Here is a 26,581-nt window from a genome sequence, read left to right on the forward strand (position 1 = left end):
CATGCCGGAACTTCTCGGGTACGCACGCCCTTGCAGACTCGCACCGCGGGAAAGCGGAATCTTCCTCGAAAATGCGCTGCCCACGGGGCCCGCCGGAGGCCCTGCGCCCGACAGCACGATCGAAGATCCGCGATCGGTTGAGGCGGTGCGATGCTCCGGAAACCTTCGGTGCTGCGAGGAGGCCCCCATGCCGGTGACGGTCCAGATGCTGCTGTCCGTGTCGATCGTGATCATCGCGGTCCGGGCCGTGGGGCAGCTGCTCATCAGGATCGGGCAGCCGAGGGTGATCGGCGAGATCATCGCGGGGATCCTGCTCGGCCCCGGCGTGCTGGGAGTGATCTGGCCGGAGGCGCTCGAGACGCTGTTCCCGGACGCGATCATCGGCGCTTTCCGGTCGCTCGCTCAGATCGGGCTGATCCTGTTCATCTTCCTGATCGGCGTGGAACTGAACGTGGCCGGACTGCGCCGGGTGGGCCGCCGCGCCGGTGTGATCAGCGGCGTGTCGGTCGTGGTGCCGTTCCTGCTCGGCGCGGGCCTCGGCGCGCTGCTGTACCAGCGGTTCGGCCAGGGCGTCGGACTGCTCGGGTTCAGTCTCTTCCTGGGCGCCGCCATCGCGATCACGGCGTTCCCGGTGCTCGCCCGGCTGCTGCAGGAGACCGGCCTGTTCCACACCAGAGCCGGCGTGCTCGCGATCACCTGTGCGGCGATCGACGACGTGGTCGCCTGGTGCCTGCTCGCGACGGTGGTGGCGGTGATGACCTCGGCCAGCCCCGCGGGCGTCGTGGTGCTGGTGGTGCTGGCCGCGACGTACGTCGTGTTCATGGTCGCCGCGGTACGCCCGGTGCTGGCCCGCCTGGCGCCGCTGCCGCTGTGGCTGGCGCTGGTGGTCACGTTCGTCAGCGCGTGGATCACCGAGGCGATCGGCATCCACGCCCTGTTCGGCGCGTTCCTCGCCGGTGCCGTGATGCCCCGTGACGAGCGCTGGCGGCGGGCCGTCCAGGAGCGCCTGCAGGCCCCGGTGGAGATCCTGCTCCTGCCGCTGTTCTTCGTGATCGTCGGGCTCTCCACCCGCGTCGACGGTCTCGGCTCCTGGGCGCTGATCGGCGTCTTCCTGCTGGTGACCGCGGTCGCGGTGGTGGGCAAGCTCGGCGGTGCCACCGTCGCCGCCCGGATCAGCGGTGAGCCGTGGTCGCGATCGGTGGCGATCGGCGTCCTGATGAACACCCGCGGGCTCACCGAGATCGTGATCCTCACCGCAGGACTGGAGCTGGGCGTGATCGGCACCGAGATGTTCACCATCATGGTCCTGATGGCGATCGCCACCACGGTCATGGCGCCGCCGTTGCTGCGCCGGCTGGGCCGCTATGACGCGGTCTCCGCGGCGGACACCGCTTTGGCCGAAAGTGCAGGACCGAAGCTTACTGCGAAAAAACACGGATAGTGCGGCATCCGCCTGCTGGTATATTTTTCAGGGTGACCAAGAGGGCGTATGGGCAGTACTGCGGGTTGGCGCGCGCTCTGGAACTGGTTGGCGAGAAATGGGCGTTGCTCATCCTGCGTGACCTGTTCGTGGGCCCGCGACGGTTCTCCGACCTGCATCGCGGCCTTCCCAAGATCTCCACCAACATCCTCGCCTCCCGGCTCCGCGAGCTGGAGGAGGGTGGCCTGATCCGCCGGCGGGTGCTGCCCCGCCCCGCTTCCGGGGTGGTCTACGAGCTGACGGAGTACGGCGCTGATCTCGAGGACACCCTCCTGAGCCTGGGCCGCTGGGGCGCCCGGTCGCTCGGCGTCGTCGGAGTCGGCGAGGTCGCCACCGAGGACTCGTTGGTGATGGCGCTGCGGGCCACGTTCCGCCCGCCGGCCCAGCCCGAGCGCATCGGTTTCGAACTGCGCTTCGCCGACACGGTCGTGCACGCCGTGGTCGAGGATGATCAGCTGCGGGCCGGCACCGGCGGGCTGGACCGGCCCGACCTGGTCATCATCACCGGCCCGGAGATCCGCGACCTGATGTCCGGCGAGCTCAGCCCCGACGATGCCGTCGCCTCCGGCCGCGTCCGCATCGACGGCGACTTGAAGCTGCTGAAGCGATTCGTCGAGCTGTTCGTCATCGATCCCTCGCCGCGACCTTAGTGACGCTTCAGTAGCTCAAGCGAACGGCGCGGATACGGAACGTATGGTTGATCGCCCTCGTCCGTACGGGTGAGGTGACTGACGGAAAGCAGACACTAGCGTTCCCGTGTGGCGAATCGGTTCCAACTTTGGGGACAAGCGGGCTGGGCAAGTGCCGAGGTGGTCGGCGAGACGCACTACGCCAAGGCGATACGTGCACTCTTCGGCAGCGACTTCGACCCCAAGGGAACCGACATAACCGTACCCGTGCAGTTGATCCCCGACCGCAACAACCGCCACGACCGCAACGCCGTCGGGGTCTGGTCCGGATCCAGCCTGCTCGGTCACCTCCCGCGCCCGGAGGCCGCCCGCTACGTCCAGGTTCTCTCCTCCCTGACCAGCCGCAACCTGGTGCCCGAGGTGAACGCTCGCATCCACGGCCGGGAGTGGGGCGCCTACGACGGCCGCCCGGCCGCCTTCGACGCCACCGTCCGCCTCGACCTGGCCGAACCGCACATGCTGGTGCCGGCCAACTCGCCGCCCGTCCAGGAACACCGGCTCCTGCCCAGCGGCTCGGCCGTCCAGGTCATCGGCCAGCAGCAGTTCCTCGACGCGCTGCGGCCGGTGCTGCGGCCGGAGGGGGAGTGCTGGGTCTATGTGACGCTGCACGAGATGGCCGACCACCTGGTCGAGGTGCGCGTCGGTGACGCCCGGGTCGGCGACCTGAGCACGAAGATCAGCACGGAGCTCCTGCCCGCCCTGCGCCATCTGGCCGAGCAGGGCCTGGTCACGGCGGCCCGGGCGATGGTCAAGGGCAACGACGGCAAGGCCGAGGTCATGCTGTACGTGGCCCGCGCCCAGGACCTCCCGGAGAGCCTCCAGGGTGCCGCCGCACGGCAGGCCGCGCTCGCGTCGGTCTCGCCGGCCGGGGGGTTCGGGTCGGGCGGGTTCCCCGCCGCTCAGCCCGCGTCCGCCGGGTTCCCCGCCGCTCAGCCCGCGTCCGCCGGGTTCCCTGCCGGCCAGTCCGGGTCCGGCGGTTTTGCCGGCGGTCAGGCCGCTTCCGCGGGTTATTCGCCCGGGCCGGCCAGTTTTCCGTCCGGACCGGCCAGCGCTCAGGCTGGCGCCGCTGCGACCGGCCGGGCTTCGGCCAGCGTTCCGACCTCCGGCGTGGCCAGCACGGGACCGGCCACGACCGGCTCGGCCTCGGGAGGCTACGTGCCGGGCCCGGCCGGTTCCCCGTCCGCCGCGCCCGCCGGTGTGCCTGGCTGGGCGGCACCGAACGAGCCGGTGCCCAGCTGGGCGGCCCCCGCACCCGCCGACGCCGAGCCCTCGCGATCCCCGGGCTGGACGTCCCCGCTCGAATCCGACTCCGGCCGCAACTGGGTGATTCCCGGCGAATCCGACTCCGGCCGCGGCCGGACCCTGCCGGGTGAGTCCGAGTCGGGCCGTGGCTGGGCCGCGCAGGGTGAGGCCGACGCGGAGTCCGGGCCGGCCTGGCCCGGGCAGGGTGACCCCGACGCGGTGCCGAGCTGGGCGACCGCCGGTGAACCGGCGTCGAGCTGGGCCGCGGCGAGCGAACCCGAGCTGCCCCGCGGCGGCGCCATGCCGAGCTGGGCGGTTCCCAGTGGCGGCATCCCCAGCTGGGCGACCTCGTCGCACGAGCCCCTGCCGACCCTGCCGTCCACCGGTGCGCTGCCCGGCGGTTCCCTCCCGCGGCTGGACCCGCCCGGCTCCACCAGCGGCGCCGTCAAGACCGGCGCACCCGGCCTCACCGAGCCCGTCGGCGCCGTCGCCACCCCGGCCGCCTCCCCGCTCTCCACACTCGGTGCGGCCGCCCGCGCCCCGCTCGCCCCGGAACCGGTCCATCCGATCAGCCCCGCTCCCGACCGCTCGGCCGCGCTCCCCGACCGCTCGGCCGCTCTCCTCGACGGCGCCGCCATCGCCGAGACCACGGTGATCCCCGCGCTGACCGCCGTCGTCAAGAGCAACGCCGCCCGCCGCAGCGGCGTCGCACCGGTCTCCGCGGCCCCCGAGAACAACCCGCACCCGCAGATCCCGCCCGCACCCACCGGCATCAAGTTCGCGGTCCCGCCCGGCTGGCCCGTCCCGCCCGACGGCTGGTACCCGCCCGAGGGCTGGCGCCCGGACGCCGGCTGGCCCCTGGCCCCGGCGGGCTGGCAGTGGTGGATCCCGACCTGGGAGTAACTCGGCTGCCTGACCCCGGCCCGAAGTGAGCCGGATGGCCGCGGCGGGACCCAACGGGGACCGGCAAACCGTAGAAAACGGGTCGAAAAGCAGCGGTTGGCGTCCGGAACGTCGGATTAACCCGGAAAATCGCCACGGTGACCCACCTCGCCTTGCTGGAATGTGCAAATGCGGTGGGATGATGCGGATGGTCTGACCGGGCGCCCCGATGCGCGCGTGCGTGGCGTGCTCGAGACCTGGCGTAACGGCCTGCTCGATCTCACCGGCGCGAACCCCTTGATGGACGTGGACCCGGAGGGGCCGGGCGTCGTCGCGGTGATGAGCCCGTCGCCGCGCAGTGTCGTCGAGGCGCTGCAGCAGGGGCGGGAGTGCGGGTTCCTCGGGATCGAGGAGCAGGCGGAGGGGCCGCGGCCCCGGGCGGCGCACGTGTTCCAGACGCGGATGGCCGACGCGGACATGGACACGACGCTGCACGCGCTGCGGCGTACCGACCGGCGGGATCAGCTGGAGCACGGGTCGGCGGGGCTGTACCTGGCGATCGGCACGCTGCACTGGCGGGACGGCGAGCACGAGTACGCGAGCCCGATCCTCCTGCTGCCCGTCGAGCTGGTGCACACCGATCCGCTCGACTACCCGCGACTGCGGGCCCGCGCGGACGACCCGATCGTCAACCCGGCGCTGACGGTGCGGCTGCGGCTGTACGGCGTGGAGCTCCCCACCGTCGACGGGCTGGCCGGTCTCGACGTGACCGTGTTCTGGGCCCGCCTCGACGCCGCCATCGGTGAGCACCAGGAGTGGCGGACCGACGAGGCGATCCTGCTGTCCCGGTTCGCCGTCGATCGCGAGATCATGTACGGCGACCTCGTCGACAACGAACGCCAGATCCTCGCCCACCCGGTCATCCGCGCGCTCGCCACCGATCCGAAGTCGCAGATCGAGGCGTTCCGGTTCGAGCCGATCCCGCCGCGCCGCATCGACGAGCTGGCGCCGCCGGACGACGTACCCCTGGTGCTCGACGCCGACGCCGCCCAGCGCGCCTGTGTCTCCGCCGCGCTGGCCGGCCGCAGCTTCGTGATGCGCGGCGCACCCGGCACCGGCAAGACGCAGACCGTGGCCAACATGATCGCCTGCCTGCTGCACGCCGGTAAGCGCGTTCTGATGGTCTCCGAGAAGGCGGCCGCCCTCGACACCGTCCGGGAGCGCATGGCGCGTACCGGTCTGGAGGACTATCTCCTCGAGCTGCACAGCGGGCGCACCGGCCGGGTCCAGGTGGCGTCGACGCTGGCCGCGGCGCTGGACTACATCCCGCTGCCGCCGCCGAGCCTCTCCACCGACGAGCGTGAGGAACTGCGCGAGCACCGGCGGAGGCTCAACGCGTACGCGGAGGCGATGAACGAGGTACGCGAGCCGCTCGGCCATCGGCTGCACGACGTGCTCGGCATGTGCGCCCAGATGATCGACGTGCCGGCCGCGCCGGTCCCGCCGACGCTGCCGGTGCCGCTGACCACCCAGTCGCTGCAGAAGGTCCGCGACGCCGCCGAGCGCCTCGGCAAGGCGTGGCGCCCGGCGCTGCAGGGTGACGACTTCCTGTGGCGCGACGTCATCGACCGCAACCGCCTCGACGCCCGGCTGCACCAGGCACAGACGGCTCTGGAGCACCTCACCGAGGCGGCCGCCGGCGACCCGCTCGCCGAGGCGTTCGACGCGCACGCGCTGACCGACGCGATCACCCTGACCACGCTGGTCGGGCACGCCGCCCGCCGCCCGCCCGAGGCCGCCGACGAGTGGCTGACCCTGCCGAGCCTGGAGTCGGTCGCCCGGTCCGCCGAGGGGCTGCTGCGGCACCTGAAGGCGCTGCACCAGGCCGAGGACGCGGTCCGGTCCCGGGCCGGTGTCACCTGGTCGGCGCTGCCCACGCCGAGCAAGCTGCCGATCGTGCCGAGCCTGGCGCAGCTCGACCCGCCCGCGGTGGAACTGCTGCCGATCACCGCGGCGCAGGCCCGCGGGCTGGCCCGGCGCTTCGCCGACGAGGCGGACCGCCTGGAGCAGCACCAGCACAGCCTGGACCGGGTCACCGCCCGGCTGGGCCTGCCGAACGTCGTGGCGTTCACCGACATCGGCCGGGTCGCGGCGATCGTGGACCTGCTCTCCCGGCCGCACAAGCCGGAGGCGGGCTGGTTCGACACCACCGGGATGGCGGCCGCGCAGACCGCCTCGCGGATCCTGAAGCGGGCCGTGGAGGCGGCACAGGCGGCCGAGTCGCGGGCGCGGGAGTACTTCAACGAGGCGGCGCTCAACGAGCCGGTGGACGAGCTGGCCGAGCGGTTCGCCGCCCAGCACAAGGGGATGCGCAAGCTGCGGGCGCCGTACCGGCGGGACAAGAAGGCCGCGGCGGACATCGCCCGGCCGGACGTGAAGCGGTCGCAGGCGGTGGCCAACCTCAGCGCGGCCGCCGCGTGGAAGCGGTCGATCCAGGAGCTGGAGGAGGCCGAGGCCGAGCACGCCAAGATCCTCGGGCGGCACTGGCGGCGGCTGGAGACCGACTTCGACGCGATCCAGGAGGCGCTGCGCACCGCCGAGGAGGTGCTGCAGGTGACCCCGCCGGAGGCGCTGCCGGCGGTGATCGAGCGGGTCAGCGCGCCCACCCCGAACAGCGCGATCATCCGGATCGTCACGGAGGCGCGCAAGGAGTTCGACCGGTGGACCGCGGCGCTGCGCCCGCCACCCGAGCCGGCGCCGCGCCCGCAGCTCGCGGCCGGCCCGATCCACGACGCGGTGACCTGGCTGCGGGCGCACGTCGAGCCGTTCACCGCGGTGGCCGAGCTGGTCCAGGCGTACAGCGCGGCGGCCGGGCGCGACTTCACGCTCGCCGAGTCGGCCGCCATCGGCATGCTGCGCGAGGCCGCGTCCGACGCCGCCGCGGCGCTGTCGGCGAACGCGAGCGAGTACGCCAAGGTGCTCGGCGGCGTCTACCGCGGCACCCAGACCGACGTGGAGGCCCTGGCCACCGCGATGGCGTGGACGTCCGAGGCGCGCCGGGTGCGTACCGGCGGGGACATCGCGTTCACCGCCGAGCAGGCCGAGGTGCTGAGCAGGGCCCGGCCCACCGACACGCTGCCGTCGCGGGTGGCCGAGTGGCAGGCCGCCCGGGACTGGATCCTGCGCGCGTTCGCGCCGCGCCGGCACCCGTCGCTGACGGCCGCCCTCGACGACTACGAGCACGCCAGGGAACTGCTGAAGGCGCTACTGGAGGACAGCCGCGGCCAGCAGGAGTGGTTCGAGTACCAGGCCGCGCGCTCGGTCCTGTCCGAGCACGGGCTGGACACCGTGGTGGACTTCTGCGCCCGTGCGGACCTGCCGATCGAGCAGATCCTGCCGGTGCTCGGCCGGGCCCTGTTCCAGTCCTGGGCGGACACCGTGATCCGCGAGGACGACCGGCTCCCACCGCTGGACGCGTCCGGCCACGACCGGCTCGTGCAGGAGTTCCAGCTCTGGGACACCCGGTTGCAGCGGGCCGCGGCCGCCGACGTGATGAACGCGGTCGACGCCCGGCAACCTTCCGACACGGCCACCTCCGAGGCCGCGCTGCTGCGCTCGACGGCCGCGCAGCAGGGCCGCCGCCTCGCCGTACGCGACCTGATCGCACAGACCCGGCACGCCACCACGGCGGTCAAGCCCTGCTTCCTGACCGTTCCCGCCGGGGTGAGCCGGCTGCTCCCGCCCGACCTGCAGTTCGACGTCGTGATCGTGGACGAGGCGGCGCGGATGCCGATCCCCGACGCGATCACCTGCGCCTACCGGGGCGCCGCTCTGATCGTGGTGGGCGACGACCGGCAGGTGACCTCGGCGACGCTGCCCTCCGGTGAGGCCCAGTCGATCCTCGACCTGGCGATCGGCTGCGGCGCGTTCCGGGTGATCGACCTGCCCATCCACTACCGCAGCCGCCACGAGTCGCTGATCACCTTCGCCAACCACAGCTTCTACGCGGGCGGCCTCAGCACGTTCCCGGCCGCCGGCGCGCCCGGCCCGGACGCGGGCGTGCAGCTCTTCCCGGCCGGCGAGGGCACGCTGAGCCAGCTGGTCGCCAGCCGGGTCGCGCACCACCTGGTCACCCGCCCCGACCTCACGCTCGGCGTGGTTGCCTGCTCGCCCGAGCAGGCACACGAGATCGAGGCCGCGGTCGCGGACATGGTGGCGACCCAGGACGGCGACCGCCTGCGCGGCTTCTTCGTCAAGGACCTGGACACCGTGCAGGGCGACGAGCGTGACGTGATCATCATGGCGATCGGGGAGGACCTGGGCGGCCTGCAGGGCCCGCTCGGCTGGCGGCGGCTCAACACCGCCACCACCCGGGCCTCCCGCCGCCTGGAGGTGGTCTCCGAGGTACGCGGCCGGGACCTGCCGGAGAACGAGGAGTTCCGGCACCTGGCGGCGTATCTGGACTACGCGGTACGCGGTGAGGCCGCCCTCGGCATCGAGGACGTCCGCCCGGACCAGCAGGTGCCGTTCGAGGACTCGGTGCGCGACGTGCTCCGGGCCTGGGGCTACCGGGTGCAGACCCGGGTCGGCGCCGGCTCCTTTCGGATCGATCTGGCGATCCGCCGCAACGCCCGGCGCAACGCACCGTTCGCGCTCGGGATCGAGTGCGACGGCACCACGTACGATTCCGCGCCCGCCGCGCGGGACCGCGACCGGTTGCGCGAGCAGGAGCTGCAGGGTCTCGGCTGGCGGCTGCACCGGGTCTGGGGGACCGCCTGGTACCTGGACCGCCAGCACGAGGAGGACCGGCTCCGCGCGGCGCTGGACGCGGCCTTCGCCGAGTTCCCCGCCGAGCAGGCGCCGGAGCTGACCGTCACCGTCACCGAGACCCCGGCGGCCGAGCCTGAGCCGATCATCGCCGAGACGACGGCGCCGGCGACGGAAGCGGAGATGGAGATGGAGGCGGAGGCGGAACTCGAGCCCGAGCCCGAGCCCGAACCGGCCGAAGTCCTGACGCTGGCGGAGGAGCCGGTCCTGGACGAGGAGCCGGTACAGGAAGAGGAGGCAGTCCCGGAGCCGGAGCAGTCGTGGGACGCGGTCGAGGAGCCTCAGTACACCGACGACGATCTGATCGACGAGGACTTCGAGATCGGCGCCGAGCAGGCCGGCGCCTACCTGGCGGGCGTGGAGGACGTGAACCGCGAGACCGTCGAGGAGACCCCGGCCGCCTCGACCTGGCCCGCCGCCACCGGCATGGAGTTCGACGACGACCTGGAACCGCCGATGGCCACGGCAGAGGAGCAGGCGGCAGAGGAGCAGGCGGCAGAGGAGCAGGCGGTCGAGGAGCAGGCGGCCGAGGAGCAGCAGGTCGCCCCGGTTCTGTTCGAGCGGCTGAGCCGGGCCGAGGTCGCCGCCGACCTGCATCCTCATCAGCACGCCGAGGAGCGCCCGTTCGTGGCGCCGGCCGTCGAACCGATCCCGCCGGCCGAGCCCCTCGAACCGATAAGCGCCACCGGGATGGAGTGGACGACGGCACCCCGGCGCCGGCCGTCGCGCAGGCCCAGGGCCGAGCCGGTCACCGCGGACGTACCCGAGGCTGTCGACCGCAGCAGCGAGTGGGCTTTCCCGTACGAAAAAGTGGTTCTGAACCCGATCTCACCCGGCGCCGGCCTCACCGAGCCCGGCATGCGCACCCGGATCGCCGAAGCCGTCGCCGAGCTCGCCCGGGTCGAAGGCCCGGTGCACATCGACCTGGTGCTGCAGCGCATGCGGGAGCAGTGGGCGCTCACCCGGATCACCAAGCAGGCCCGCACCGTGGTGGAGGGACTGCTCGAATCCGGCGAGACCGGGATGACCTGGGACGGTGCGTTCGTCAGTGACCCCGAGCGGACCGTGCCGGCGATCCGGCTGCGTGCCGAGGGTGTGTCCCGCAAACCGGACCAGATCGCCGACAGCGAGCTGCGCCTGGCGATGGAACACCTGGTCCACGACGGCGGCGTGCTCACTACCGAGGACCTGCTCGCCGCGACCGGCCGCCTGTACGGATGGGCCTCCCGCCGCTCCGCCGAGCTCGACGCCCGCCTGACCGGACTGATCGCCGAGCTGGTCGCCGAGGAGCACCTGAGCCGGGTGGGCGACGGTCTCACCTACCGGCACGGGCTGCCCGACGTCGCGTCGCTGCCGCGTCACGAGGCCGCGCCGAAACGTCGCCGGAAGTCCACCGCCGGACGCAAGTGAGCTGCCTGATGTTCACCCGTGCTCCCTAGTGTCCGGCCACATGAGAAAGATCGGTTTCCTCGCCGGCGCCGTGGTCGTCACCATGGCGTTCGGCGGCACCGCCTCCGTCGCCGGCGGCCACTCGAAGATCACCACGCCCACGCTGACCGCTTTCGCCTCCCTGCCGGCCGGTACGTTCGTGCCCGGCAGCGAGCCGTCCGGCAGCCTGGTCACCGGCAACCTCAACGGCTTCGTCGCGCCCTTCGCCGACCAGCCGGTGCAGGGGTTCTCCGGCATCGCGCGCAACCGTGACGGCACCTACGACGTGCTGTCCGACAACGGATACGGCAACAAGGCCAACTCGGGTGACTTCCTGCTGCGGATCCAGCGGCTGGCCCCGGCGTTCGCGACCGGCACCGTGGACGTTCTCGGCGGCGTCAACCTGACCGACCCGAACGGCAGGGTGCCGTGGGCACTCACGCGGGAGGACCGTGTCCTGACCGGCGCCGACTTCGACGTCGAGTCGATCGTCAAGGCCGCGGACGGCTCCTACTGGATCGGCGACGAGTTCGGCCCGTACATCCTGCACTTCGACCGTGCCGGGCGCCTGCTCGCCGCACCCACGCCGCTGGACGGTGTGATCGCGCCGGAGACCGCCGCCCGCACCGGCGCGACCGCGACGATCGGCAGCAGCAAGGGCTTCGAGGGTCTGGCCGGCTCCTCGGACGGCCGCTACCTCTACGCCCTGCTCGAAGGGACCGTGGCCGGTGACCCGGCCGGGCAGCTGCGGCTCAACGAGTTCGACACCCGGACCGGGCAGTACACCGGGAAACGGTGGACGTACCAGCTCGAGTCCCCGGCCAACGCGATCGGCGACGCGATCGTGGTGGACCGGGACCGTTTCCTGATCATCGAACGGGACAACGGCCAGGGCGCCACCGCCGTGTTCAAGCGGATCTACGTCGCCCAGAAGAAGCGTGACGGCTCGCTCGCCAAGACGCTGCTGGTCGACCTGATGAACATCGCCAACCCGCGCAAGCTCGGCGGATTCGGCACCACGTTCACCTTCCCGTTCCAGACGATCGAGGACGTCGTGATCATCGACGACCGGAAGATCGCCGTTCTCAACGACAACAACTTCCCGTTCTCCTCGGGCCGCACCGCGGGCGTCGCGGACAACAATGAGTGGATTGAGATCGCCCTGCCGAAGTCGCTCAGGTAAACGAACGGTTTATTGCGTCGCGGTTCTATTTTGACGACGTGTCGGTAATGGAGACACCAGCCCGGTTGCGACTCTGGACCGGGCTGGTGATCGCACTCGCGGCCACCCTGATGGTGAGCCTGGCCCTGGTGATGTCCCAGGTGCGCGAACAGGTCCGGGTGATCGGCGAGGAGGCGGCCCCGCGCGGGGTCGTCGCCGCAGATCTGTACTTCGCGCTGAGCGACCTCGACGCCCAGGCCACCCGGGTCCTGCTGGCCGGTGACGCCGACGAGAACGCCGGCAGCCGGATCGACGCGCTCGGGCGCTACCGGGAGCGCGGGCGGCAGGTCGACGCGGACCTGCGTGACCTGACCGCCACGGACTCCGGCGTCGTGGTCGAGCTGATGGACGGGCTGGCCGTCTACCGCCAGCTCGTCGGGCAGGCGCAGATCGCCTCCGACCGTGGCTATTACACGCAGGCCACGAACGTGCTGCACCAGCGGCTGCTGCCCGCCGCCGAGCGGCTCCTCGATCAGAGCGAGGAGGATCTCGATCGGGCGTACGAGGCGAAGCAGCAGACCGAGTCGACCGCCGCCGCGCTGCTCGTGCTGGTGGGCGGTGCACTGGTGGTCCTGCTCCTGGCGCAGCAGGTGTGGCTGGCCCGCCGGTTCCGCCGTCTGCTCAACCCGGCGCTGCTCGCCGCGACCGGCATCGTCATGCTGCTGATCGGCGCGGCGACGGTGGTGCTCGACGCGCAGCAGGACCGGATGGCTGCGGCTCGGGTGGAGGCGGTCGCGCCCTACCTGAAGCTGTCCCGGTTGCGGGCGGTGAGCTATGACGCGGCGGCTGACACGAGCCGTTACGTGGTCAGTGGCAATCTCGCCTACTACCGGGACGACTTCGTGGCCAAGTCGGCCTGCCTGGCCGGGGAGGCGGTCTGCGATTTCTCATCGGCCACGGGGCTTGCGTCGCTGGCCGGGCCGGAGGCTTTCGCGCGGTGGCAGGCCTACGAGCGGGGGCACGCGCGGATTGTCGCGCTGGCTGATCAGGGGCGGACAGCGGAGGCGATCGGCGCGCTGACCGGGATCAAGCGGGGCGACGCGACGTTCGACTTCGCGTACTACGACGCGGCGGTCGCGGCGGTGACCTGGCGTCAGGAGCGGGACTTCGACGCGGCGCTTCGCTCCGCGCAGACCACCCTGACCGGGTGGGTGGTCCTTCCTCTGACGGGCCTCGCGCTTGTCGTCGCTCTGGCTCTTTCGGGCGTACGCAGAAGATTGGCGGAGTATCGGTGAACAAGCTCGCGCTCCTGGGCGTTCTCGGTCTGGCGCTGGCCGGGTGCTCGTCGCCGCCCACCCCCGACGTGGAGCGGATCGCGTGCGCGGCGGGTTCGGTCAGCGGGCAGGGGTCCTCGGCGCAGACCAACGTCGTGCACGCCTGGATCATGGACTACCAGATCTCGTGCGCTGACTCGGCGATCTCCTACGAGAGCGTGGGCTCGGGTGCCGGGGTCCAGGCGTTCGCGGGTGGTGCCGGGGACTTCGCGGGGACTGACGCGTTCCTCAGCGCCGGGGATCAGAAGAAGGTGGACGCGCGGTGCGACGGGCCCGCGGTGCATCTGCCGCTGGTGGTCAGTCCGGTCGCGCTCGCCTACAACGTGGCGGGTGCGGAGATCCTGAATCTGTCGCCGGCCGTGGCAGCGAAGATATTCTCGGGTGCCATCACGGTCTGGAACGATCCGACAATTGTTGCGGACAATAAGGGGGTGGCGCTGCCGGCCACTCGAATTCGGCCGATTCATCGATCCGACAACTCCGGCACCACCGCCAATTTCACGAAATTCCTCTCGACGTCCCCTGAATGGTCTTTTGGAAGTGGCAGCACCTGGCCGGTCAAGGGCGGCGCGGAGGAGCGGGGGAGTCATCGGGTGGCGGCGGCGATCGCGCGTACGGACGGGGCGATCGGCTACATCGAGGCCTCCTTCGCGCGGGCCGCGGACCTGCCGGCGGCGTGGCTGGGCGACCCGTCGCGGGGCTTCTCGGGGCCGAGTGACTACGCGACCGGGCGGGCTCTGGAGAACGCGTCGATCGACGAGGACCTCCGGATCGCGATGAACCCGTCGGCTGAGGGATATCCGCTGGTCGCTGTCACATATGAGGTGGTGTGTGCGACCGGGACGTCGGCGGCGGCGCGCAGCTTCCTGGCCTACGCCGCCGGTACGTCCGGGCAGCAGACCGCGGTGAGCGCGGGTTACGTCCCGCTGCCGGAGGCGCTGCGGGCCCGGGTTGCGCAGGTCGTCGCCGGTCTGAGGTGAGACTCGGCTATGGTTAGCGTTAACATCGCCGGGTCGAGGAGAGCGAAGTGACGTACGGTTCGAAGGCCCTGCGCGAGGCCGTGCTGCGGGCGAACCTCAGGATCCCGGAGGCCGGGCTGGCCCAGCTGACCTGGGGCAACGTCAGCGGCATCGACCGTGACGGCGGCTACTACCTGATCAAGCCGTCCGGAGTGGCTTACGCGGACCTGACCGAGGACTCGCTCGTCCCGGTCTCCCTGGAGACCGGCAAGGTCATCGAGGGCGACCTGCGGCCCTCCGTCGACAGCGAGAGCCACCGGGCCTTCTACCTGGCGTGGCCCTCGATCGGCGGCGTGACGCACACCCACTCCACGAACGCCGTGGCCTTCGCGCAGGCGGGCCGCGACATCCCGCTGCTCGGCACCACTCACGCGGACACCTTCAACGGCCCGGTCCCGGTGTCCCGGGGCCTGACCGCCGCCGAGTGCGCCACCGACTACGAGCTGAACACCGGCCGGGTGATCGTCGAGCTGATCGGCGACGACGAGTCGGCGGCGGCGATGCCGGCCGCGCTGGTGGCCAACCACGGCCCGTTCACCTGGGGCGCCACGCCGGGCAAGTCGGTCGAGCACGGCATCATCTGCGAGGCGGTCGCGGAGATGGCCCTGAAGACCCTGGCCGTCAACCCGGCCGCGGCGATCCCGGCTCACCTGGCGGAGCGGCACTTCAAGCGCAAGCACGGACCGGGCGCGTATTACGGCAACCCGCGCCCCTGATCCTCGGTCACTCCGCGGACCATGTTCCGCAGCCGCCGGCGCAGGCCGGCGGCCGGGGGTTCGTCGCGGAGGTTGAGGGACTTGGCCGGCTGCGAGCGCTGGTTGCGCGGGAAGTCGCTGCCGGAGCGCTGCTGCGGGACGGCCGGGACCGGTGGTGGGTGCCAGGTGAACTCGACCTTGCCGAGCGTGATGGTCTCGCCCGGGGCGCAGAGGCCGGACTCGCGGCCGTCGGCGGGGCCGTCCGGGCCGTAACTGATCATCAGTGCGGTCTCGGCGGAGGAGGCGGTGGTGTGCACCGCCCAGACTTCGCCGTAACCGGTCAGGCCGGTGCCTCCGGCGGTGAGCACCGCGGCACGGCCGCGCAGCGGGACGGTCAGTTCGTGGCCGGTGGTGTCACGGATGTGCAGCGTGCCGGAGAGTCGCGGGTGCCGGCGGCGGCGCAGCCAGCCCGAAGATCCCACGGTCATCCCGGTCACCGGCCGGTGGTCTCGTCGTCGAGCACCCCTCGGACTGTAACGGTGCGGGCGGTCGATGCGTCCGTTCGTCACCGAGGAGTGTCAGTCGGATAACGGACGGTTTCAGAGGTGCGAGAGGGCGAAGGACGCGAGGAACCCGAGCACGATGATCAGGCCGGTCAGCAGGTGGGCGTTCTCGTACGCCTCGGGGATCATGGTGTCCGCGACCATCGTGAGGATGGCGCCGCCGGCCAGGGCGGTGATCCAGCCCAGGAGGACAGCGGGCGCTGAGCCGAGGACGGTGTATCCGAGGATCGCGGCCAGAGCGCTGATCAGGGCGATGCCGGTCCAGAGGGCGAAGACGTACGTCTTGGAGCGCCCGGCGGCCCGCAGGCCCGCGGCGCTGGACAGGCCCTCGGGGACGTTGGAGATGAAGACGGCGGCCACCGTGGCGGCGCTGACGCCGGTGCCGCCGAGAAGACTGGTTCCGATCACTATGGACTCGGGGATGCCGTCGAGCAGGGCGCCGAGCGCGAGGGCCAGGCCGGAGCCGTCCTGATCGCGACCCGCCGACCGTTTCCGGTTACGGGCGCCGCGACGGGCCAGCAGCACGTTGCATCCGGTGTAGATCAGGGCGCCGGCGACCGCTCCGGATGCGGTCCAGGGCATGCCGGCCTGGTCGTACGCCTCGCCGATCAGCTCGAAGGCGACGGCGGAGAGCAGCACGCCGGCACCGAACGCCATGATCGAGGCGATGATCCGCTGCGGGATTCGGGTGAGGTAGACCGCCGCCGCGCCGACCAGCAGCGCGGATCCGGCGAGCAGACCCCACCCACCCGCTTGCATCCAGCCCGGCATGACCTGATCCTGTCAGGATGCCGGGCCGGAAAGCGACCCTGTCAGCGGAAGCCGCGGGCCAGCCGGTGGTACGCCTGGTTCCAGCGCACCTCCTTGACGAACGACCGGGTCGTGGTCGCCTCGTCGATGACCAGCAGTTCCGTGTTCACCATCTCGGCGAGGTCGGCCAGTTCCTCGGCGCCGACCGACTTCGACATGACGGTGTGGTGCGGTCCGCCGGCGGTCAGCCAGCACTCGGCCGACGTGGACAGCGACGGCGCCGGCTTCCAGACGGCGCGGGCCACCGGGAGCTTCGGCAGCGGCGCCGTCGGCGGCACGACCTCGATCTCGTTGGCCACCAGGCGGAACCGCTCGCCCAGGTCGGCCAGTCCGAGGACGATCGCCGAGCCGGGTGCCGCGTCGAAGACCAGCCGGACCGGGTCCTCGCGGCCGCCGATACCGAGCGGGTGGATCTCCAGGCGCGGGGTGCCGGCGGCGATGGTCGGGCAGACCTCCAGCATGTGCGCGCCGAGGATGACCTCGTTGCCGGGGGTCAGGTCGTACGTGTAGTCCTCCATGAAGGACGTCGCACCGCCGGGGACCATCGCCTTGAGCGTGTGCACCAGCACCGAGGTCTTCCAGTCGCCCTCGCCGCCGAAGCCGTACCCGTCGGCCATCAGCCTCTGCACCGCGAGCCCGGGTAGCTGCCGCAGTCCACCCAGGTCCTCGAAGTTGCTGGTGAACGCGCGGAATCCGCCCTCGGCGAGGAACTGCCGGAGCCCGAGCTCGATCCGGGCACCATAGCGGAGAGAATCATGCCTTTCGCCGCCAGCACGCAGTTCAGGCGAAATTTCGTAAATATCGGAGTATTCCTGGACGAGCTTGTCGATCTCGGCGTCCAGGACCTGGTCTACGACGGCAACCAGGTCGTTGACCCCGTACGTGTTGACGGAAACCCCGAAGCGCAACTGCGCCTCGACCTTGTCCCCCTCGGTGACCGCGACGTCGCGCATGTTGTCGCCGAACCGTGCCAGCTTGAGGTTGCGCATCGCGGCGTAGCCGCGCGCCGCCCGCACCCACGTCGCGATCCGCGCGACCACCGCCGGGTTGCTGACGTGCCCGGCCACGGTCTTGCGCGGCACACCGAGCCGGCTCTCGATGAAGCCGAACTCACGGTCGCCGTGCGCCGCCTGGTTGAGATTCATGAAGTCCATGTCGATCTCGGACCAGGGCAGCTCGACGTTGTGCTGGGTGTGCAGGTGCAGCAGCGGGGCACGCAGCGCGTCCAGGCCGGCGATCCACATCTTCGCCGGTGAGAACGTGTGCATCCAGGTGATCACGCCGAGCACGCCGGGCGTGGACGAGGCGCGGCGGCAGATGTCCAGGATCTGCTCGGCGCTGGTCAGCACCGGCTGCCAGACCACGTCGGCGTCGAGCTGCCCGTCCAACTGGCGGGCGATCTCCTGGGACTGCGAAGCGACCTGCTCCAGGGTCTCCGGACCGTAGAGACCCTGGCTGCCGGTGAGGAACCAGACTTCCCCGTTGCTCATGTGTCACTTCACCTTTCTGGTGACGAGGCGCTGCATGACGATGAAGGCGAAGAGCAGTACGCCGACGATGATCCGGGTCCACGCCGAGTTCAGGTCACCCTGGAAGATGATGATCGTCTGGATGAGACCGGTGACCATCACGCCGAGCAGCGTGCCGACCACGTAACCGGCGCCGCCGGTCAGCAGCACGCCGCCGATGACGCAGGCGGCGATCGCGTCCAGCTCCAGGCCGTTGCCCTGCAGGGCCCAGCCGGAGGTGGAGTTGATGCTGAACAGCACACCGCCGAGCGCCGCGCAGAACCCGCTGAGGGTGTACACGGCGATCCGGGTCCGGCCGACCGGCAGGCCCATGAGCAGCGCGGAGTCGGCGTTGCCGCCGATGGCGTAGACGTTGCGGCCGAACCGGGTCCAGGCCAGGACGGCGGCGGCGATCAGCACCGAGGCGAGCGCCACGATGGCGATCGGCTTGGTGACGACGCCCTCGGCCAGGACGATCCGGTATTCCGAGATCGCCTTCCAGGTCTCGTCGCGGATCGGGATCGACGACTGGTTGATGAACAGCGCGATGCCCCGGGCGAGGAACAGGCCGGCCAGGGTGGCGATGAACGGTTCCACCTTGAAGTAGTGGATCACCGCGCCCTGCCCGGCGCCGAGCAGCGAGCCCAGCAGCAGGACCAGGACCAGCACGACGTACGGGGGCCAGCCGCCCTGCAGCAGGGTGGCGGTCAGCGTGGTGGTCATCGAGATGACCGCGCCGACCGACAGGTCGATGCCGCCGGTGAGGATCACGAACGTCATGCCGACCGCGACGACGAGCAGGACGGCGTTGTCGCGGAACAGGTTGACCACGACGCTGGGCTGGCCGAAGTTCTCGTAGTTGCCGACGCCGGTGCCGTACATGATCAGCAGCAGGGCGAGGGTCGCCAGGATCGGGATGTACTTGGCGTTCGGCCGGTACACCCGGTGCCGTGGGTTGGCCGGGGAACCGGGCTTCTTGCCGGTCTCCGGCGTCATGTCGATGGCGGTCATGCCGGGACCTCCGCTCCAACGGGACGTGCTTTGAAGCGCCCGAACACCTTCGCCCGGAACGTCGGGGACTGCGACAGGCAGAGGGCGACCACGACGACCGCCTTGAACAGCAGCGTGAGGTCGGACGGTACGCCGATGGCGACGACGGTGACGCCGAGCGCCTGGATCAGGACGGCGCCGAGCACGGTGCCGGCGATCGAGAACCGGCCGCCGATCAGCGCGGTGCCACCGATGACCACGGCCAGGATGGCGTCCAGCTCGATCAGGTTGCCGGCCGCGATGCTGTCCGCGCTCTTGATGTTCGCGCTGTAGATCAGGCCCGCCAGCCCGGCGAAGCCGCCGGACAGCACGTACACCATGATGGTGAGCCGCCGTGCGCCGATGCCGGCCAGGCGGCTGGCGGTCGGGCTGCCGCCGACCGACTCCAGCAGCAGGCCCAGCGCGGTGCGGCGGGTCAGCAGCAGGATCAGGGCCACCGCGGCGGCGGCGACGAGGAAGGCCACCGGCAGGGTGAGGAAGAAGCCGGAGGCGATCGTCGCGTACGGGCGGGACTGCACGTTGATGATCTGGCCGTCGGTGATCAGCTGGGCGATGCCGCGGCCGGCCACCATGAGGATCAGCGTCGCGATGATGGGCTGAATACCGATCATCGCGACCAGCGCGCCGTTCCACAGTCCCATCACGAGTGACACGGCGATCGCGATGCCCATGATCAGCAGGACCGGGCCGACCGCGTTCTGGTCACCGAGGTCGCTGATCAGCAGACACGCGACCGCGCCGGAGATCGCCATCACCGAGCCCACCGACAGGTCGATGCCGCCGGTGGCGATGACCAGGGTCATGCCGAGCGCGACCAGGACGAGCGGCGCGCTGCCGCGCAGGATGTCGATCAGCGTCCCGAACAGGTGCCCGTCCCGGATCGTGACGAACTGGTTGGAGGTGAACATGTTGATGACCAGCAGCACCACGAGGATGGCGGCCGGCCAGAACAACCTGTGCTTGAAGATGGTGGTCATGAGGTTGCTCCGCTGGCGATGGTCTGCATGATGCGGTCGGCGTCGACGTCGGCCGTGTTCTCCAGCTCCTCGACCAGCCGCCGGTCCCGCAGCACCTCGATCTTGTGACTGAGCCGGAGGACCTCCTCCAGCTCGGCGCTGACGAACAGCACGGCCATGCCGCCGTCGGCGAGTTCGGCCACCAGCCGCTGGATCTCGGCCTTGGCGCCGACGTCGATACCGCGGGTCGGCTCGTCGATGATGAGCAGCTTCGGCTCGGTGATCAGCCAGCGGGCGAGCAGCACCTTCTGCTGGTTGCCGCCGCTGAGGTTGCGTACCGGGCGCTCGGGATCGGCGGGCCGGATCTGCAGCGCCTTGATGTACTTCTCGACGATCTCGTCCTGCCGGCGGCGCGGGATCGGCCTGGTCCAGCCCCGCGAGGCCTGCAGCGCCAGGATGATGTTCTCCCGGACGCTGAGGTCACCGATGATCCCCTCGCTACGGCGGTTCTCCGAGGAGAAGGCGATCCCCCGCTTCATCGCCACCTGCGGATTGCGCAGGTTCACCGGCTTGCCGTCGATGCTCAGCTCGCCGTTGTCGGCCTTGTCCGCGCCGAAGAGCAGACGGGCCAGCTCGGTCCGGCCGGATCCCAGCAGACCGGCCAGGCCCACCACCTCACCGGCGTGGATCGTCAGGTCGTACGGTGCGATCGCCCCGTTGCGGCCCAGCTGCCGCGCCTCGACGATCGGCTTGGCCTCGGCCGCCTTCTCACGGGTCCGCTGCGCCTTGTCCTCGACGTCCTCGAGCGCGGCCAGCTCCTTGCCGATCATCTTCTCGACGAGCTGGACCTGGGGCAGGTCGGCGGTCCGGTACTCACCGATCAGCTGGCCGTTGCGCAGCACGGTGAGCCGGTCGGAGACCTCGTAGATCTGGTCGAGGAAGTGCGAGACGAACAGGATGGCCACGCCGTCGGCCTTGAGCCGTCGCATGACCTTGAAGAGCTGCTCGACCTCCGACGCGTCCAGGCTGGACGTCGGCTCGTCGAGGATCAACACTCGTGCCGAGACGTCCACGGCGCGGGCGATCGCGACCATCTGCTGGATGGCCAGCGAGTACGTGTTCAGCGGCGCGGACACGTCGAGGTCCAGATCGAGCCGGGCGAGCAGTTCGGCGGCGCGGCGCCGCATCGTGCCCCACTGGATCTTGCCGAAGCGTCGCGGCTCACGCCCGATGAAGATGTTCTCCGCGACCGAGAGGTTGGTGCAGAGGTTGACCTCCTGGTAGACCGTGCTCACGCCGGCCTGCTGCGATTGGAGCGGGCCGGAGAAGTTCACCTGCTCGCCGCCGAGCGTGATCGTGCCGCCGTCGATCGTGTAGACGCCGGTCAGCACCTTGATCAGGGTGGACTTGCCGGCGCCGTTCTCACCCATGAGGGCGTGGATCTCACCCGGCAACAACCGGAAATCGACGCCGTCGAGGGCGACGACGCCGGGAAAGACTTTTCTGATTCCGGTCATCTCGAGGACCGGGGACTGGTCGCCCATTCTTGCTCCGTTTCGAGCTCCGCGCGTTGCCCCGGCCGGGCCGGCCGGGGCAACAGCGGTATCGATCAGTGCGGTATCGATCAGTACTGACGGGTGGGAAGGGCTTCCTTCGCCTGCTCCTGGGTGAAGGTGGTCTCCTCGGTGAGGACCCGCTTCTCGATGGTCTCGCCGGCGTTGACCTTCTTGACCAGCTCCATCAGCTGCGGGCCGAGGAGCGGGCTGCACTCCACGATGAAGTTGATCTTGCCGTCGGCCAGGGCCGTCATGCCGTCCTTGACCGCGTCAACGGTGATGATCTTGATGTCGGTGCCGGGCTTCTTGCCGGCCGCCTCGATCGCCTCGATGGCGCCCAGGCCCATGTCGTCGTTGTGAGCGTAAAGCACGTCGATGTCCGGGGTGGACTGCAGGAACTGCTCCATCACAGTCTTGCCGTCGGAGCGCTTGAAGTCACCGGTCTGCGACTTCACGACCTTGATGTTCGGGTTCGCCGCGATCTTCTCGGCGAAGCCCTTCTGGCGGTCGATCGCCGGCGCCGAGCCCGTGGTGCCCTGCAGCTCCACGACGTTGACCGGGTCGGTCTTGCCCTCGTACTCCTTGACCAGCCAGTCGCCGGCCTTCTGACCCTCCACCACGAAGTCCGAGCCGATGAAGCTCTCGTAGAGGGAGGTGTCCTGCGAGTCGACCGCGCGGTCGGTCAGGATCACCGGGATGCCGGCGTCCTTGGCCTCCTTCAGCACGGCGTCCCAGCCCGAGGTGACCACGGGGGAGAAGGCGATGACATCGACCTTCTGCGTGATGAAGTTACGGATCGCGGTGATCTGGTTCTCCTGCTTACCCTGTGCGTCGGAGAACTGAAGATCGATGCCGGCCGCTGTCGCCGACTCCTGGATGGACTTGGTGTTGGCGGTCCGCCAGCCACTCTCGGCACCCACCTGGGAGAAGCCGAGGGTGATCTTGCCGTCGTCGGAGCCGGAGCCGGAGTCGCCGCCACCGCTGTCGCCACAACCGGCGAGCGCCGAGACGGCGAGGACACCGCTCAGCACGGCCGCGGAGAGCTTCGTACGCACTATAACCTCCCGAAACTGTTACCGTTCACAAATTGAGCAGCGGATGGCTGACCTGCCATGACCGCATGAATCTGCGTACCGCTGCGACCGGGGTCACAGCTTGCGTTTCGTGAGTGTTACCGTTCTCATCCCGGTCGTCAAGAGATCTGGATCAACGTTTCCAGCCTGTTGCAAGAACGGCGCTATCGCTCATGGTCATCGAACCGTCACCTGATACACATCGTCCAATGGCGACCCCCGCACCAGCGCCGGACACCGATCCGGCCGATCACCAGCCCGATCTCCGCCCGCTGCGAGCGCCCCGGGCGGCCAAGGAACGCGGCACCGTCATGCGCGACGTGGCGAAGCTGGCCGGGGTCTCCCACCAGACGGTCTCGCGGGTGCTCAACGAACATCCCAACGTGCGGGCCGAGACCCGCGAACGCGTCCTTGCCGCGATGCGGTCGCTCAACTACCGTCGCAACCTGGCCGCGCGCACCCTCGCCACCCGCGAGTCGCACACGCTCGGCATCATCGGGTTCGAGACCACCCTCTTCGGCCCGGAGTCCATGCTCTACGGCATCGAGAGCGCCGCGCGGGCAGCCGGATATCTCGTCAGCGTCGCCACCGTGCGCGAGCTGGCGCACCGGCTGGTCCTGGAGGCGGTCGACCGTCTCGCCCAGCACGACGTGGACGGGATCATCGCGATCGCGCCCAAGCCGTCGGTGATCACCGCGCTGACTCACGCGCCCGCGGGCCTGGCGTGCGTCGCGGTGGGCGGCGCGGGCTCAGGTGGTGATCCTTTTCCTACGGTACGCGTGGACAACACGGCCGGCGCCCGCCTGGCCACCCGCCACCTGCTGGACCTGGGGCACGCCACCGTCCATCACGTCGCCGGCCCGCCGGACTGGCCGGAGTCGCAGGCGCGGGTCGACGGGTGGCGCGAGACGCTCTACGCCGCGGGCGCCGTCGTCCCACCTGTCACGGCCGGGTGGTGGGACGCCGCGGCGGGCTACGAACAGGGGCTGCGGCTGGCGGCTGACCCCTTCGTGACCGCGATCTTCTGCGCCAACGACCGGATCGCGCTGGGCGTGTTGCGGGCACTCCACGAGGCCGGCCGGCGCGTGCCGGAGGACGTGAGCGTGGTCGGCTACGACGACATGCCCGACTCCGGCTACTTCATCCCCCCACTGAGCACCGTCCACCAGGACTTCGGCGAACTCGGGCGCCGCGCCCTGGCCGTCCTGCTGCGCCACATGGGCCGCCCCTCCGACGACGCCCCACCCGAGGCCGTCCTGGTCGCCCCCCGCCTGATCCCGCGCAGCAGCACCTCCACCCCCCGCCTCCTCATCAGCTGAAACCCAAACCAAACCTTCCGTGTGGAGTTGGGGTGCGGAGGGGGGCCGTACTTCACACGCAAATTGAGTGGGGTTGCAATGGCGCGAGAGTCGCCGTGTGGCCTTGGGTGGCAGGTGGTCGCGAGTCATCTGGAGGCAGAGCGCGACTCGCGTACCCCTGGGGGAAGAAACGGCTCGGCGCCGTCTCGCTCGGGGTGAGTGAGACGGCGCCGGGGTGATGGACGGGTCAGCGGGAGGCGACAGTGTCGGCCGGGACCTCGTTCTCCGGGGCGGCGTGGCGCGGTGCCGGAACCGGCGCGGGGGGCTTGCGTTCCAAGGCTGCCCCCTCGACGTCCAGCTCCGGGAGCCAGCGCAGCCAGCGGGGGAGCCACCACGCGGAGCGGCCGAGGAGGGCCAGGGCGGCGGGGACGGCGATCATGCGGACGATGAAGGCGTCGAAGGCGATGCCTACGGCCAGGGCGAAAGCGATGGGCTTGATGGTGTCGTTGCCCTCGGGGACGAAGGCGGCGAAGACGGCGAACATGATGGTGGCGGCGGCCACGACGACGGGGGCGGCCTGACGGAAGCCCGTGACGATGGCGTCGCGAGGGGTGGCGCCGTGGGCGTGGGCCTCGTGCATGCGGGAGACCAGGAAGACCTGGTAGTCCATGGCCAGGCCGAAGAGGATGCCGACGATGATGATCGGGGCGAGGCTCAGGATCGGGCCGGTGGAGCCCGCGTTGACGGCTGCGGCGGCCCAGCCCCACTGGAAGACGGCGACCGTGGCGCCGAAGGCGGCGCCGATGGTGAGCAGGAAGCCCAGGACGCCGACGACCGGGACCAGCAGGGAGCGGAAGACCAGCACGAGCAGGACGAACGCGAGGCCGACGACCAGGGCTAGGTAGACCGGGAGGGCGTCGTTGAGCTTCTGCGAGACGTCGATGCTGACCGCGGTGTTGCCGGTGACGTAGACGGCGTCGTCGGTGACCTGGTCGCGGATCGTGTTGACCAGGTTGACCGTCTTCTCGTCCTCGGGGCCGGACGCCGGGATGATCGTGATCAGGGCGGCGGACTGGTCCTGGCTGGGCCGGGGCGGGGTCACGAAGGCGACGTCGGGCAGGCCGGCGACCTGCTTCTGCACGTCGGCCGCGCGGGCCGGCGCGTTCGGGCCGTCGACGAGGATCAGCAGCGGGTTGCTCACGCCGGGGCCGAAGCGGGTGTCCATGACGGCCTGCGCCTTGGCCTGGGTGCTGCCCTCGGCGGCGCGCTGGTTGAGCGTGGTCTCCATCGAGAAGAACGGGATGGCGATCACCGCGAGCGCGGCGACCGCAAGGACCAGGCTGAGGATGCGCTGGCCGGTGACCAGGTTGGACCAGCCGCTGATGAAGCCGCGCGGCGCGCGCTCCTTGCGCGGGAGGACGCGGTGGCCGATGAAGCCGAGGATCGCCGGGACCAGGGTGATCGCGACCAGGACGGCGATGACGATGGTGGCGGCCGCGGCGATGCCCATCTCGCTGAGGAACGGGATGCCGACGACGGACAGGCCGGCCAGGGCGATCACCACGGTGAGGCCGGCGGTGACCACGGCCGCGCCGGCGGTGCCGACCGCCATGGCGGCGGCCGCCTCGACGTCGAGGCCGCGGCGCAGCTCGTGCCGGTGGCGGGTGACGATGAACAGCGCGTAGTCGATGCCGACGGCCAGGCCCAGCATCACCGCGAGGATCGGGGTGGTGGACTGCAGGTCGACGAAGCCGGTGAGGGTGACGATGCCGGCCGCGCCGATGCCGACGCCGACGATCGCGGTCAGCAGGTTCATGCCGGCGGCGATCAGGGAGCCGTACGTGAGGGCCAGCACGATCAGCGCGACCACCACACCGAGGATCTCGGATGCCCCGCCGATGTCGGCCGGGTTGCTCAGGGCCTCACCGCGTGCCTCGACGGTGAGACCGCCGGCGCGACCGGCGTCGACCGCGCTGAGCACGGCGGCCCGCTGGTCGTCGGTGACCTCGGAGGGCTGCACGCCGTAGGAGACCTGGCTGTACGCCGCGCCCTGGTCCTGGGAGACGGCCGGCGCCTGCGGGTCGAGCGGGTTGCTGGCGGCCACCACGCCCGGCAGCTTGCCGAGGTTGCCGACCACCTGCGCGATCTGTGCGGCGTTGGCCGGGTCGGTGACCTTCTGCCCGGCCGGCGCCTCGAACACCACCTGGACGGTCGCGCCCGCCGACGCCGCGCCGAACTTGTCCTTCATCAGGTCGAGCGCGGTGGTCGACTCCTGGCCGGGAATGCTGAACGTGTTGGCGGTCGACCCGGAGAGCGTGGCCGCGCCGACACCGACGGCCACGAGGGCCAACAGCCAGGCGAGCGTCACGATGATCCGGTGCCGTACCGATGCCAGACCGAGACGGTGCAGCAGCGTTGCCATGGGGGATCCCTTGTTAGTGGTGGTGCCCGAGGGCGTCGTAGCCGACCTCGACCAGGACGGCCGTCGCCTCGGGGGTCATGTGGTCGCGCAGCGTCACGCTGGCCACCGCGAGGGCACCGAGCGCGCCGGTGACCCGCAGGGTCCGGGTCTGGTCGCAGAGGAACTCGATGCCGAACGCCGCGCCGACCGCGTCCCCGACCACCTGCAGTGCGGCGCCCATCTCCCCGTCCGGCTCGCTGACCAGGGAGGAGAGGAGCAGCTGAACGGCACCGGGCTGGGCCAGCGCGAGCCTCGCGAACGCCGTGATCACCGCACGGTCCCGCTCCGGGCCGGGCGGAAGGTCGGCGACGCCGGTGGTGGTCTCGTGGATCTGCTGGACGCACCGGTCCACGACGGCCTGTTGCAGTGTCTCCTTGGTGGGGAAGCGGTGCAGCAGGCCGGTCTTGGAATAGCCCACCGTGTCCGCGATGCGCTGGACCGACGTCTCCTTGAAGCCGTGCCGCGCGAACAGGTGCGCGGCCGCGTCGATGATCTCGTCGTCGATCTGCTGCTTGGTGGGGCGCGGCATAGGACCACCGTAGACCGTA

General features: G+C 70.7%; 18 protein-coding genes. 9 read left to right on the top strand and 9 right to left on the bottom strand.

Going from position 1 to position 26,581, the window contains the following annotated elements; translation table 11 throughout:
* Positions 1-187: 187 nt before the first annotated feature.
* From AB0M02_RS12380 to araD, 8 genes are all read left to right on the top strand, one after another.
* Complete coding sequence (locus tag AB0M02_RS12380; RefSeq protein WP_364225106.1) at positions 188-1,441, top strand: cation:proton antiporter; 1,254 nt, start codon at positions 188-190, stop codon at positions 1,439-1,441.
* A 32-nt stretch (positions 1,442-1,473) separates the two neighbouring features.
* Entirely contained in the window at positions 1,474-2,130 is a 657-nt protein-coding gene (locus tag AB0M02_RS12385) for a winged helix-turn-helix transcriptional regulator (protein WP_364225108.1), read from the top strand.
* 108 nt (positions 2,131-2,238) lie between these two features.
* Complete coding sequence (locus tag AB0M02_RS12390; protein WP_364225110.1) at positions 2,239-4,314, top strand: hypothetical protein; 2,076 nt, start codon at positions 2,239-2,241, stop codon at positions 4,312-4,314.
* A gap of 216 nt (positions 4,315-4,530) precedes the next feature.
* Positions 4,531-10,530: a DUF3320 domain-containing protein gene (locus AB0M02_RS12395; protein WP_364225112.1), complete on the top strand. Its 6,000-nt coding sequence runs from the start codon at positions 4,531-4,533 to the stop codon at positions 10,528-10,530.
* A 40-nt stretch (positions 10,531-10,570) separates the two neighbouring features.
* Positions 10,571-11,731, top strand: coding sequence for an esterase-like activity of phytase family protein (locus AB0M02_RS12400; protein ID WP_364225114.1), 1,161 nt, complete (start codon positions 10,571-10,573; stop codon positions 11,729-11,731).
* A 47-nt stretch (positions 11,732-11,778) separates the two neighbouring features.
* Positions 11,779-13,005 (top strand): hypothetical protein, encoded by a 1,227-nt coding sequence (locus tag AB0M02_RS12405; RefSeq protein ID WP_364225116.1) that lies wholly within the window; start codon positions 11,779-11,781, stop codon positions 13,003-13,005.
* Positions 13,002-14,024, top strand: a complete 1,023-nt coding sequence (pstS, locus tag AB0M02_RS12410; RefSeq protein WP_364225118.1) for a phosphate ABC transporter substrate-binding protein PstS — start codon at positions 13,002-13,004, stop codon at positions 14,022-14,024. The genes AB0M02_RS12405 and pstS overlap by 4 nt, the downstream gene beginning before the upstream one ends.
* A 47-nt stretch (positions 14,025-14,071) precedes the next feature.
* A complete protein-coding gene (gene araD, locus AB0M02_RS12415) occupies positions 14,072-14,779 on the top strand; it encodes an L-ribulose-5-phosphate 4-epimerase AraD (RefSeq protein ID WP_364225120.1) in 708 nt (235 codons plus the stop codon).
* On the opposite strand, the gene AB0M02_RS12420 is transcribed toward araD, so the two are convergent.
* The 7 genes from AB0M02_RS12420 to AB0M02_RS12450 form a co-directional block, all read right to left on the bottom strand.
* A complete protein-coding gene (locus tag AB0M02_RS12420; RefSeq protein ID WP_364225123.1) occupies positions 14,758-15,246 on the bottom strand; it encodes a hypothetical protein in 489 nt (162 codons plus the stop codon). The two genes, araD and AB0M02_RS12420, sit on opposite strands and share 22 nt — an antisense overlap.
* Before the next feature lie 111 nt (positions 15,247-15,357).
* The gene (locus AB0M02_RS12425) at positions 15,358-16,092 is read right to left on the bottom strand and encodes a ZIP family zinc transporter (protein WP_364225125.1); all 735 of its coding nucleotides are present in this window, start codon (positions 16,090-16,092) and stop codon (positions 15,358-15,360) included.
* Between the two features lie 41 nt (positions 16,093-16,133).
* The gene (gene araA, locus AB0M02_RS12430; protein ID WP_364225127.1) at positions 16,134-17,621 is read right to left on the bottom strand and encodes an L-arabinose isomerase; all 1,488 of its coding nucleotides are present in this window, start codon (positions 17,619-17,621) and stop codon (positions 16,134-16,136) included.
* A 3-nt stretch (positions 17,622-17,624) separates the two neighbouring features.
* Complete coding sequence (yjfF, locus tag AB0M02_RS12435; RefSeq protein WP_364225129.1) at positions 17,625-18,650, bottom strand: galactofuranose ABC transporter, permease protein YjfF; 1,026 nt, start codon at positions 18,648-18,650, stop codon at positions 17,625-17,627.
* On the bottom strand, positions 18,647-19,666 hold the full coding sequence (locus AB0M02_RS12440; protein ID WP_364225131.1) for an ABC transporter permease: 1,020 nt from the start codon (positions 19,664-19,666) through the stop codon (positions 18,647-18,649). The genes yjfF and AB0M02_RS12440 overlap by 4 nt, the downstream gene beginning before the upstream one ends.
* On the bottom strand, positions 19,663-21,189 hold the full coding sequence (locus AB0M02_RS12445; RefSeq protein ID WP_364225133.1) for a sugar ABC transporter ATP-binding protein: 1,527 nt from the start codon (positions 21,187-21,189) through the stop codon (positions 19,663-19,665). Before AB0M02_RS12445 ends, AB0M02_RS12440 begins: the two co-directional genes overlap by 4 nt.
* Positions 21,190-21,269: 80 nt before the next feature.
* Positions 21,270-22,256, bottom strand: coding sequence for an ABC transporter substrate-binding protein (locus AB0M02_RS12450; protein ID WP_364225135.1), 987 nt, complete (start codon positions 22,254-22,256; stop codon positions 21,270-21,272).
* 227 nt (positions 22,257-22,483) lie between these two features.
* Between AB0M02_RS12450 and AB0M02_RS12455 the strand changes: the two genes are divergently transcribed.
* Positions 22,484-23,593 (top strand): LacI family DNA-binding transcriptional regulator, encoded by a 1,110-nt coding sequence (locus tag AB0M02_RS12455; protein WP_364225137.1) that lies wholly within the window; start codon positions 22,484-22,486, stop codon positions 23,591-23,593.
* 226 nt (positions 23,594-23,819) lie between these two features.
* On the opposite strand, the gene AB0M02_RS12460 is transcribed toward AB0M02_RS12455, so the two are convergent.
* Both AB0M02_RS12460 and AB0M02_RS12465 read right to left on the bottom strand, forming a co-directional pair.
* Positions 23,820-25,994 carry an MMPL family transporter gene (locus tag AB0M02_RS12460; RefSeq protein WP_364225139.1) on the bottom strand — a complete coding sequence of 725 codons (2,175 nt, stop codon included), beginning with the start codon at positions 25,992-25,994 and terminating at the stop codon, positions 23,820-23,822.
* Between the two features lie 13 nt (positions 25,995-26,007).
* Positions 26,008-26,562, bottom strand: a complete 555-nt coding sequence (locus AB0M02_RS12465; RefSeq protein ID WP_364225141.1) for a TetR/AcrR family transcriptional regulator — start codon at positions 26,560-26,562, stop codon at positions 26,008-26,010.
* Positions 26,563-26,581: the final 19 nt, after the last annotated feature.

It is taken from the genome of Actinoplanes sp. NPDC051861, assembly GCF_040681145.1.
GTDB lineage: Bacteria > Actinomycetota > Actinomycetes > Mycobacteriales > Micromonosporaceae > Actinoplanes.